This is a genomic window from Achromobacter sp. RW408, assembly GCF_003184165.1.
Taxonomy (GTDB): domain Bacteria; phylum Pseudomonadota; class Gammaproteobacteria; order Burkholderiales; family Burkholderiaceae_B; genus Achromobacter; species Achromobacter xylosoxidans.
On sequence record NZ_QHHO01000049.1, the window covers coordinates 483,188 to 493,109 of the forward strand.

Consider the following 9,922-nt stretch of genomic DNA (forward strand, 5'->3'; position numbering starts at 1 on the left):
TGGGGCGGCGCGGTGCTGATCGCGGCCGAACACGCGCCGCCCAAGTGGCGCACCTTCCTGGCCTCGGCGCCGCAGTACGGCAGCCCCATCGGCCTGATCCTGGCGACCGGCGTGTTCCGCCTGGTGTCCGACCTGCCGAAGCAAGACTTCCTGGCCTGGGGCTGGCGCCTGCCCTTCATCATCAGCGGCGTGCTGGTGCTGGTGGCCTTCGTCATCCGCCGCGGCGTCAACGAAAGCCCCGAACTGGAAGCGCGCCTGAAGGAAAAGAAAAGGGAAAGCACCGCCCCCATCAGCATGGTGCTGCGCGAACGCAAGCGCGCGCTGCTGCTGGGCATCGGCCTGTGCCTGCTGGGCATCTCGGGGTTCTACTTCGTGACCACGCTGATGATCACCTACACCACCACCTACCTGAAGATCACGCGCAGCCAGATCCTGGACGTGGTGACCTGGGCCGGCGTGGTCGAGCTGATCAGCTTCCCGATCGCCTCCTACATCGCCACCCGCGTCGGCGAGCGCCGCTTCCTGATCTGGGTCACCGCGCTGTCGACGCTGTGGGCGGTGCCGATGATGATGCTGATCCTGACCGGCGACATCCAGAACATCGCCATCGGCATCCTCACCGCCATCTTCCTGATCGGCGCCTACTACGCGGTGCTGGCGCCCTACCTGCCGCTGGCCTTCCCGGTGGAGATGCGCTACACCGGCATCTCGCTCAGCTTCCAACTGTGCGGCGCGATCTTCGGCGGCACCACCCCGCTGGTGGGCCTGTGGGTGGCGCACACCTTCGGCCTGACCTGGCAGCCGATGGCGCTGATGTTCGCCATCATTGCCGGCGCCAACCTGCTGTGCGCGATCTACCTGCCGACGCCGGAGCGGGAGGCGGCCCGCCAGGGCGGCGGCGCCGTGGGCGCGGGACAGCACAGCCGGGCGTTGTAACGGCGGCGCGGGCCTGCGGGGCGGACGCCGCCCTCGCGGCTATATCAGCAACAGCGCGCCGCCACTTCCCGCGACGATGCCCAGCCCCGCCAGGGCGTAGCTGTCACGGCGCTCGCAACCCGCGCGATGCGTGCCGATGGCCGCGCGCAGGCACACGGCGCCAAGAATGGCCAGGGCGATTCCGATCCCGAACATGAGGGGTTCCTTGATATATCAGGCGGATTGGCCGGCGGCCGATCCGTCGGGTATGGACCGGGTCCAGTCCTTTCAGTTCCCCGAATAAAAATAGCGCGATCGGCGTCAAGGAGCCACCACGGCCGGGGCGCTCAGTGCGAACGCAAATAACGCCTCCGGCGCCTGCCCCAGCACCGTTTCGGCGATACGCGCCCGCAGCCGCGCATGTTCGCGCCGCGCCTCGGGCGCCGGGTTGCCCAGCAGCGCGAAGAACTCCGGCGGCAGCACGCCCTCGCGCAGCACCGCCTGCACCCGCCGCTCCCCGCGCGTCAGCCAGAAGCTGTACGACTTGTCCGCGGCCTGGCTGTAGCGCGCCTCGGGCAGCGACAGGTCGATCCGGTAACAGCCGCGGGTGACGGCGCGCGTGGCGAACTCGAAGGCGTCCCTCACACCCGGCCCGGGATGGCCGCTGACCACGCTCAGTTCGCCGCGCGGCACCGGCACGCCATCGGTCTCCAGCCGCGCCAGCGCGCCGCGCAGGCCCTGGAAGATCAGCGCCAGCATGGCGAGCGCACCGTGGCCGTGGTAGGCCATGACGGCCTCGAACGGAATCAGAATGGGGCCGTGCTCGCCTTGCACGCGCAGTTCGCTGCCGGCGGGAATGGTCGGGATCGTCATGAAAGTCTCCAAAAAGATGGCCGGCCACGACGTGCGGCCGGCCGGCGCGATGGCTGTCAGAAGCGCGTGCGCAGCGTCAGGCTGAAGCTGCGGCCCGGCTCCAGCAACGGGTTCAGGTCGGTCATGGCGTAGGCCACGTTGGACGAGGTCGCGGCCGTGCGATATGCGCGATCGAACAGGTTGTTCACGCCCAGCACCACCTGGGTATTGCCCAGTTGCGGCAGGCCCAGGCGGTCCAGCTGCAATTGCGCGTACAGGTTGACCACGCCGTAGCCGGCCGCCGGATATTCGGTGCGGGCGTCATAGCGACTCTGGCCCTTGGCCCACTGCACTTCGCCGCTCAACGCGTAGGCCTCGTTGGCGCCCACATACTGCAGGCCCACGATGCCGCTGAGCGGCGCGATGGAAGCCAGCGGCCGGTCGGTGTTGCGATTGGTGGCGTGCAGGTAGCTGGCGTTGCCGTACAGGTTGACGGTGCGCGTCAGCTGCCAGCGCCAATCGGTCTCCACCCCCTGGATGCGTACCTTGCCGACGTTGCGGCGCTGGGTCGCGGGCAGGCCCAGGTAGGTCGTGGTGGCGTTCTCCAGGAAGTCGCGGTAGTCGCTGCGGAACGCGGTCAGGCCGACCGTGGCGCTATCGAAGTGCAGGCGCGTGCCGCCCTCGACGGTGGTGCCGCGCTCGGGCTTCAGCTCGGGATTGGGAATGGTGTAACTGGTGCCGGTGTAGCCGGCGCTGAACATCTCGGACGTCCACGGCATGCGGAACGAGGTGCCGACGCTGCCCAGCAGTTCGACCACGTCGGTGGCGCGATACGACAGGCCCAGGCTGCCAGTGGTGGCGGTCTGCTTGCTGTCCTGCGCGGCGCGGAAGGCCGGCAGCAGGTTGGGCGACGGCAGCGCATCCAGGCCCACGTCGGAACGGAACCAGTCGAAGCGGCCGCCGGCGGTCACGGTCCACTTGGGCGCGGGCTTCCACTCCGTCGTCAGGAAGGCGCCGACGTTGGTCTGGTACTGATTGGGGCCGGTCTTGGCGTAGGGCGTGCTGGTGGTGGTCGAGGTGCCGTTGGGCCGGTAGACGGTGATGTCGCTGCGGCTTTCCGAGCCGGGGCGGCGCTCGTGCATGAAGTCCAGGCCGAAGGTGGTGGTGGTCTGCGCCCACGGCACCGTCGCGGCCACGCTGCCGCCATAGACCACCGGGCCGATCACATGGCTGCGGGTCTCGACCAGGCGCGCCGGGTTGGTCTGGTTGCGCGCCGACATCCAGGTATCGAACTCGTTGACGTAGACGCTGGCCTTGAGCGCGCTGATGGCGCCGTCGAATTCGCCGCTATAGGCCAGCCGGGCCTGCTTGACGCGGTTGGGGTCGCGCCGGCTGCTGGCGGCGGGATACGGCGGCACGGTGCCGGCGGCGCCGTCCTTGACGTAGGCCACGCGCGCGCTGGCCTCGATGCGCTGGCGGGCGTCGGGCATGTAGCCCAGCACGATGCCGCCGCCGGCGCCGCGAAAGTCGCTGTTGGGCACCTCGCCCGTGGCGCTGTCGTAGTTGCTGGCGCGGCGGCCGGTGGCGTAGACGCGCAGGTCGAAGCCATCGCCCGCGCCTTCCACCGCCACGTTGCTCTGCACGCCGTGGCCGTTGCTGCGGTACGTGACCGAGGCTTCGCCGCCGTTCAGGCTGAACGGCTGCTCCAGGTTGCCATGGCCGCGCTTGGTGACGAAGTTGATCAGGCCGCCCAGGCCATCGCTGCCGAAGCGCGACGAATCCGGGCCGCGCACCACCTCGACCTGTTCGATCTCGGTCGGGCTGATCAGCATGAACTGCAGCGTATTGCGGCCGCGGAAGCGGTCGCCGTCGATGAACATCGGCACCCGCATGTCGTTGGTGTTCAGCCCGCGCAGGAAGATGGTGCCGGCGATGCCGCCGCTGCGGCTGACGGTGGCGTTGGGCACGCGGCCCAGCAGGTCGAGGGTGCTGTCGGTGTTGAGGCGCTCGATGTCCTGGCGCTCGACCACCGTGACCGGCTGCGTCACCGCGTGGTCGATGGTGGCGGGAGCGGGCGTGGCGCCCAGGGGCCGCAGGCGTCCGTCATCGGCCGGACGCTCGGCGCTGACCTGGATGGCGGGAAGTTGCGGCGCGTCGGCGGCGGCCGCCGGCGCGCCAATGGCCGCGGCGGTCAGCAGGCTGGCGCGGACGAGGGGCGAGAGAGAGGAAGGACGTGACATACGTGGACGCGATAGAAAAGACCAAGGGGTCGGACGGCGCCGCCTCAGGCGGCGGGAGTGGAAGCTTTCAGCCAGGGCAGGAAGCCCCGCAGGAAACGGGACGCGGCGGGCATGAAATAGCTACCGTGGTGGTACATCGGATCCAGCGAGGTCACGATCAGCCGCCCCGCCGTGCTGTGGCGGTCCTCGTACAGCACCGAGCCCGCGCCGGCCTTGTCGATCAGCGAGACCGCGCCCGGCGGCGGCGTGAAGGTGCCGTGCTGGTGCCAGGTGGCGTCGGCCAGCGTCAGGTGCGAGAACAGCGGGTGCGCGGGTTGCGCCAGGCGCAGGCCCGAATCGGCGCCCGGGGTCTTCCACCACCAGAAGTTCACTTCGCAATCGGTCCAATGCACGCCATCCAGCCAGCGGTGCGAGCCGGTCTCGCCCATCGCCACCAGCGTCCTGCCCGAGGCCAGGAAGCGGGCGAAGCGCGCGCGGTGCGGCACGAGCAGGTCCGGGTGGGTCCGGCACGGCACGATCAGGGCGTCGCAGTCGGCCAGCGCGGCGTCGTCCAGTTCGGGCAGGTAAATGAAACGGTCGAGATACGGCGTCAGTTCCGGCGTGTGGAAGGTGCGGTGGTGGTAATACGTGCCGGCGTCCAGCGCCGCGATCACGGGGGTGCGCGAGGTCATGGCGGCGGTCATGCGGCGTCTCCCCACAGCCAGTCGAACAGCTGCGGCACGATGCGCCCGGCGCTGTCGACGCTGCCCGCATACATCCACAGATCGTTGCCGCTGTGCGTCAGCAGGCGGCCGCCGCCGGGCAGCGCCAGCACCCAGTCCACCGGCAGGGCGTCCGGGCCCAGGGTGTTCAGCACCCGCGCGCCGTCGGGCGGCGGGTTGCCGCCTCGCGCGTAGAAGCCGGCCACGCCGCGCCGGAAGGTCAGGTGTTCGGGATCGACGCCCTCGAACACCGGATGCGCAGCGGCGCGATGCACCCGCAGGCCGTCCAGGCCGCGCGCCGCCCCCGGCGCGAAGGGCCGCAGCCAGCGCAGGAACGGATAGGCGACGTGGCCGTTGAACACCATGGCGCCGCCGGCCAGCAGCCAGGCTTCAAGCCGGTCGCGCTGCCCGAGCAGATAGCGCTGGTCGACGTTGGCGGGCACCAGCAAGGCGCGCACGCGCGCCAGGTCGAGCCGCGCCAAGCCATACAGCGGTTCGGCCACGGCGCGCGGCCGCTCGCCGCCGGTGAGCGCGGCGGGGCCATTGCCGCTCCAGTGGTTCAGGTAGACGATGGAGGTCATCAGGGATCAACGGAAAAGAGGAATCACGCCGCGCACCTCGCCGGCCTCGCCCGCCAGCGACGCCACCCGCACCGGCATGCGGTACAGGCGGCTCAGGCGCTCGTCGGTGCACATCAAGGGAGTCGGGCCGACCTCGCAGGCGTCGTCGTGCATCAGCAGGGTCTGGTCGGCGATGTGCTGCGCGTGCTGCGGCTGGTGGGTCGAGAACACCACCGCCAGGCCTTGCTCGCGCGCCAGCCGGCGCAGGAGCGACAAGATGATGTCCTGGTTGCGCAGGTCCAGCGCCGCGCCCGGTTCGTCGAGCACGATGATGGAACTGGCGCTGGCCATGGCCCGCGCGATGCACACCAGTTGCTGCTGGCCGCCGCTCAAGGCCTGGAACGGCCGCCCGGCCAACGACTCCAGCCCCACCGCCCGCAGGCAGTCGCGGGCGATCTCGCGGTCGCGCGGGCCGGGCGACGCATACCAGCGCAGATGGCGGGCGCGGCCCATCGTCACCATCGCCAGCGCGTCGTAGGCGAACAGCGCGTCGGTGCGCTGCGGCACGTAGGCGGCGTGGCCTTGCAGGCGCACCGCGCCGGCGGCCGGCGCCCGCAGGCCCAGCAGGGTCTTGAGCAGCGAGGTCTTGCCGCGGCCGTTGGGCCCCAGCACCGCCAGGATCTCGCCGCCGCGCACGCGCAGCGACAGGTCCGACAGCAGGCGGCGGCCGCCCGCCTGCACCGCCAGGCGATCGAGTTCAAGCATGGTGCGCTCCCCCGCCCTGCGTGCGGCGCAGCAGCCAGGCGAACAGCGGCGCGCCGATCAGCGCGGTGATCACGCCCAGCGGAATCTCGGCGCTGGTGGCGCTGCGCGCCACCGTATCGACCCACACCATGTAGGTGCCGCCGATCAGCGCGCTGGCCGGCAGCAGCGCGCGGTGATCCGGGCCGACCAGCATGCGCGCGATGTGCGGCACCACCAGCCCGACCCAGCCGACGGTGCCGGACACCGCCACGCTGGCCGACACCACCAGCGTGGCGCAGCCCAGCAGCAGCCAGCGCAGCGGCTCGACCGCGATGCCCATGGCGCTGGCCTGCTCATCGCCCAGCGACAGCACGTTGATGCGGAACCGCAGCGCATACAGCAGGCCCATGCCCGCCGCGATCGGCAGCGCGGCCGCGGCCAGCTTGACGTACGAGGCCGTGGCGAAGCTGCCCATCAGCCAGAACACGATCGCCGGCAGGCTGTCGTTGGGGTCCGCGAAGTACGTGGCCAGCGAGATCAGCGCGGAAAAGAAGGCGCTGGTGACCACACCCGCCAGCACCAGCATCAGGATGGTGGCGCGGCCCTGCGTGCGTCCCAGCAGATAGACGATGGCCACCGCCAGCAGGCCGCCGGCGAAGGCCAGTCCCAGCGTCGCCCACAGCGACGAGAACAGCAGGATCGCGGCGCAGCCGCCGAACGCCGCGCCGGACGAGATGCCGAGGATCTGCGGCCCCACCAGCGGATTGCGGAACGCGCCCTGCAGCGCCGCGCCGCACAGCGCCAGGCTGGAACCGGCCAGCACCGACAGCAGCACCCGCGGCAGCCGCACCTGCAACACCACGCGCTGTTCGGCGCCGCTGACGGCCGGCAGCCAGTCGGCCAGGCCGTCGGGCAGCGCCAGCCCCGCCAGCACGCTGGACACATGCGCCAGCGGCAGCGGGTAGCGGCCCACGCACAGCGCCGCCAGCATCGACGCCGGCAACGCCAGCGCCATCAACAGCCACGGCCAGGCCAGGCGGCGACGCGCCACGCCCGCCTCGAGCGGCACGGATTCAGCGCAGGCGGTCATAGCCGGCGGCTCCCTGGTTCTGCCGCGCGTGCAGCACGGTGTCGATATCCGCTGCATCGGGCGTGTGGCCATACAGCTGCGTGTACGCCTGCGCGATGTGCTCGCGCAGCGGCCAGTCGAAGCGGTCCGGGTGCAGCAGCTGGCTCAGCCACTGCCAGTACAGCGGCGATTCCTGGCTGGGCGGATCCCACAGGTAGCCGCCGGCCGGGATCTTGTAGACGCGATGGTTGCGCACCGCCGGAATGTCGGCGAACAGCGGGTCCTGATACAGCATGGCCGGCGTCAGCCCGGGCTCGAAGTTGTTCAGCAGGATCACGTCCGGCGCCCACGCCATGAGCTGTTCGATGTTGATCGTCTGCCCGCTGCCGATCGCCGCCGCCACATTGCGGCCGCCGGCCAGGCGGATGTCATCGTCGAAGCTGGTGCCCGCGCCCGAGGCGCGCAACTGCGGCGCGTAGCGCGCCAGGTACAGCACGCCCGGACGCTGGTCGGGCCGCAGGCCGTCGGTCACCCTGGCGATGTCCGCCCGCACCTGGTCGCGCCACGCCAGTTGCGCGGCGGCGCGCGCCTCCTGCCCCAGCGACCGGCCCATCAACCGGATCCATTCGCGGCTGCGCGCCTCGTCGCCATACAGCAGCGCCGCCACGGGCAGGCCGGCGTTGCGCAGCGGCGCGATCAGGTCGTCGCCCATGTGCCCCCACTGCCACACCAGGTCCGGCTGGATCTGCAGCAGCGTCTCGACGTTGGGCGCGAAGCCCGAGCGCGTGATGTCCGTCCGGATGGCGGCGAGGGCCGGGAACATGCGCGCCAGCAGGCCGTCCTTCATCAGTTCATGGGCGTTGGGATGCATGCCGGCCAGGTGCTGCGCGCCGCCGTCCAGCGAGATCAGCAGCGAACCCGCGGGCATCGGCAGCGTGACCACGCGGCGCGCGGGCGCCGCTAGCGGCACCGGGTTGCCCAGCATGTCGGTGAAGGCGGTAGGGGCCGCCAGGACGGCGGGCGGCAACAGGACCAGCGCCGCGAACGCGGCACTGCGCAGGAATCGGATAGCCATGGGAAATGAGGGGGACGGACGGCGCCGGCTGGCGCGGTGGTACCATTACAAATAAGAATCAATCTTATTTAATTCTAAGCGGCGGGGCCGCTCCCTCAAATGACTATTGTCAATTCGTCAAAGTCCCTCCTGACGGCCGCCCTGCGCCGCCATCCCTGGTTCGACGGCGTCGGCGACGGCGCGTTGGATGCCTTGGCAACGCACAGCCGCTGGCTGCGGTTCGAGGCCGGCGACACGTTGTTCTCGGAAGGCCAGGCCGCGACCTCCTGCCTGCTGGTCTGCGAAGGGTCGGTACAGGGCCTGCGCTACACCGCCGACGGCGGCGACAAGGTCTTTGGCCACGTCGGGCCGGGCGGCTGGCTGTCGGCGCTGACGCTGTTCGAGACCTCGCCGCGCCACCTGCACAGCGTGCGCGCCCGCACCGACGGCAACGGCTGCTTGCTGCAGGCCGACGCCTTCCGGCAGCTGTGCCTGGACGACGCCCGCTTCGCCTGCCGCGTCATGACGCACGCCGCCAACCTGGTGCGCCACCACACCGACCAGATCGACTGGCTGACCTCCAGCTCGGCCGAGGAACGGCTGGCCGAATACGTGCTGCGCGCCGGCAAGCCGCAGGCCGACCAGCCGCTGGCGCTGCCGCTTAGCCACTCGCAGATCGCCATCAAGCTCGGCATGCGCGCCGAAACGCTCAGCCGCATCTTCGCCAAATGGCGCCGCGAAGGCATCATCGCCAGCCGCCGCGGCACGCTCTACGTGCTGCGGCTCGCGCCGCTCGAACAACTGGCCTCCGGATGCTGAAACGCCGCGCGTCCCGACGGACGCGCGGCGTTCATGCGTGACAGCCCGATGTCACGTCACCGGGCGTCACGGCCCCCTCACTTCACACTCGCCACCGCATCCAGGATCACCCGCGCCACCGCTTCCGGCTGCGATTGCTGCGGCACGTGGCTGGCCTGCAGTTCCGTGACCTTGGCGCCGATGCGCTGCGCCATCTGGCGCTGCAGCGCCGGCAGGATCATGCGGTCGTGGTTGCTGACGACGAACCACGACGGCCTGGTCTTCCACGCGGCGGTCGACACCGCCTCGCCAAAGGCGCTGGCCTTGATCGGGCCCTGCGTGGCGGCCATCACCCGGGCCTGCGCGGCTGGCACGTCCTGGGCGAAATCGCGCGCCAGGCCGGCGGCCGACAGGCTCAGCCAGCCATGGCTGTCGGCGCCGATGCTGTCCGAGCCCGGCGCCTTGGGCGTGCCTTCGGTCAGCGTCGCCACCGACTGGCCGGCATTGGGCGCGAAGGCGGCCACGTAGACCAGGCTGGCGACCTTGGGATGATTGCCGGCCTCGGTGATCACCGTGCCGCCCCACGAGTGGCCGACCAGCACCACCTTGCCGGGCTGGTTGTCGATGGCGCGGTTGGCGGCGGCCACGTCGCCGGCCAGCGACTCCAGCGGGTTCTGCACCGCCTGCACCTGCACGCCCTTGGCCTGCAGCAGGGCGACCACCTTGGCCCAGTCCGAGCCGTCGGCGAAGGCGCCGTGCACGATCACCACGGACGGCCGGGCGGCGGCCGGCTCGGCGGCGAACGATTGCGAGACGGGCGCGGCGAACAGGCCGGCGGCCAGGAGGGAGGCTGCGATAATATGGCGCTTCATGACGATTCCTTTTTTTCGGGATCAAACGCCGACGTGGCGCTTGCTGGATGCCAGTGTCGTTTTCCCGCCGATGGCGCGGTATCGGATGATTGACCGATGCGCCGTCTCCCCGCCCTG

General features: G+C 70.7%; 11 protein-coding genes. 2 read left to right on the forward strand and 9 right to left on the reverse strand.

Features of this window, described 5'->3' with window-relative positions; all coding sequences use genetic code 11:
- On the forward strand, nucleotides 1–936 hold a 936-nt coding region (locus DK459_RS21710; RefSeq protein ID WP_199234304.1), incomplete at its 5' end, for an MFS transporter.
- A 39-nt stretch (nucleotides 937–975) separates the two neighbouring features.
- On the opposite strand, the gene DK459_RS30645 is transcribed toward DK459_RS21710, so the two are convergent.
- From DK459_RS30645 to DK459_RS21745, 8 genes are all read right to left on the reverse strand, one after another.
- Entirely contained in the window at nucleotides 976–1,131 is a 156-nt protein-coding gene (locus DK459_RS30645) for a hypothetical protein (protein WP_158288283.1), read from the reverse strand.
- A 105-nt stretch (nucleotides 1,132–1,236) separates the two neighbouring features.
- Nucleotides 1,237–1,788, reverse strand: coding sequence for a hypothetical protein (locus DK459_RS21715; protein WP_054497628.1), 552 nt, complete (start codon nucleotides 1,786–1,788; stop codon nucleotides 1,237–1,239).
- Between the two features lie 56 nt (nucleotides 1,789–1,844).
- The gene (locus DK459_RS21720; RefSeq protein WP_110135053.1) at nucleotides 1,845–4,007 is read right to left on the reverse strand and encodes a TonB-dependent receptor; all 2,163 of its coding nucleotides are present in this window, start codon (nucleotides 4,005–4,007) and stop codon (nucleotides 1,845–1,847) included.
- A 44-nt stretch (nucleotides 4,008–4,051) separates the two neighbouring features.
- Nucleotides 4,052–4,690 (reverse strand): hypothetical protein, encoded by a 639-nt coding sequence (locus DK459_RS21725; RefSeq protein WP_110135054.1) that lies wholly within the window; start codon nucleotides 4,688–4,690, stop codon nucleotides 4,052–4,054.
- Nucleotides 4,687–5,289 (reverse strand): hypothetical protein, encoded by a 603-nt coding sequence (locus DK459_RS21730; protein ID WP_024069761.1) that lies wholly within the window; start codon nucleotides 5,287–5,289, stop codon nucleotides 4,687–4,689. Before DK459_RS21730 ends, DK459_RS21725 begins: the two co-directional genes overlap by 4 nt.
- A 6-nt stretch (nucleotides 5,290–5,295) precedes the next feature.
- Nucleotides 5,296–6,033 (reverse strand): ABC transporter ATP-binding protein, encoded by a 738-nt coding sequence (locus tag DK459_RS21735; protein ID WP_024069762.1) that lies wholly within the window; start codon nucleotides 6,031–6,033, stop codon nucleotides 5,296–5,298.
- Nucleotides 6,026–7,102, reverse strand: coding sequence for an iron ABC transporter permease (locus DK459_RS21740; protein ID WP_024069763.1), 1,077 nt, complete (start codon nucleotides 7,100–7,102; stop codon nucleotides 6,026–6,028). The genes DK459_RS21735 and DK459_RS21740 overlap by 8 nt, the downstream gene beginning before the upstream one ends.
- Complete coding sequence (locus DK459_RS21745) at nucleotides 7,086–8,156, reverse strand: ABC transporter substrate-binding protein (protein WP_024069764.1); 1,071 nt, start codon at nucleotides 8,154–8,156, stop codon at nucleotides 7,086–7,088. The genes DK459_RS21740 and DK459_RS21745 overlap by 17 nt, the downstream gene beginning before the upstream one ends.
- Nucleotides 8,157–8,255: 99 nt before the next feature.
- Here DK459_RS21745 and DK459_RS21750 point away from each other — a divergent pair, with 99 nt between their 5' ends.
- Entirely contained in the window at nucleotides 8,256–8,954 is a 699-nt protein-coding gene (locus DK459_RS21750) for a Crp/Fnr family transcriptional regulator (RefSeq protein ID WP_110135055.1), read from the forward strand.
- A gap of 77 nt (nucleotides 8,955–9,031) precedes the next feature.
- Here DK459_RS21750 and DK459_RS21755 read toward each other — a convergent pair whose 3' ends face one another.
- Nucleotides 9,032–9,805: an alpha/beta fold hydrolase gene (locus DK459_RS21755; RefSeq protein WP_110135056.1), complete on the reverse strand. Its 774-nt coding sequence runs from the start codon at nucleotides 9,803–9,805 to the stop codon at nucleotides 9,032–9,034.
- Nucleotides 9,806–9,922: the final 117 nt, after the last annotated feature.

Excerpts from the sequence above, each read along its gene's own strand:
- DK459_RS30645 (WP_158288283.1), bottom strand. The coding sequence starts at position 1,131 with ATGTTCGGGATCGGAATCGCCCTGGCCATTCTTGGCGCCGTGTGCCTG.
- DK459_RS21755 (WP_110135056.1), bottom strand. The coding sequence starts at position 9,805 with ATGAAGCGCCATATTATCGCAGCCTCCCTCCTGGCCGCCGGCCTGTTC.
- DK459_RS21715 (WP_054497628.1), bottom strand. The coding sequence starts at position 1,788 with ATGACGATCCCGACCATTCCCGCCGGCAGCGAACTGCGCGTGCAAGGC.
- DK459_RS21725 (WP_110135054.1), bottom strand. The coding sequence starts at position 4,690 with ATGACCGCCGCCATGACCTCGCGCACCCCCGTGATCGCGGCGCTGGAC.
- DK459_RS21740 (WP_024069763.1), bottom strand. The coding sequence starts at position 7,102 with ATGACCGCCTGCGCTGAATCCGTGCCGCTCGAGGCGGGCGTGGCGCGT.
- DK459_RS21730 (WP_024069761.1), bottom strand. The coding sequence starts at position 5,289 with ATGACCTCCATCGTCTACCTGAACCACTGGAGCGGCAATGGCCCCGCC.
- DK459_RS21750 (WP_110135055.1), top strand. The coding sequence starts at position 8,256 with ATGACTATTGTCAATTCGTCAAAGTCCCTCCTGACGGCCGCCCTGCGC.
- DK459_RS21720 (WP_110135053.1), bottom strand. The coding sequence starts at position 4,007 with ATGTCACGTCCTTCCTCTCTCTCGCCCCTCGTCCGCGCCAGCCTGCTG.
- DK459_RS21735 (WP_024069762.1), bottom strand. The coding sequence starts at position 6,033 with ATGCTTGAACTCGATCGCCTGGCGGTGCAGGCGGGCGGCCGCCGCCTG.
- DK459_RS21745 (WP_024069764.1), bottom strand. The coding sequence starts at position 8,156 with ATGGCTATCCGATTCCTGCGCAGTGCCGCGTTCGCGGCGCTGGTCCTG.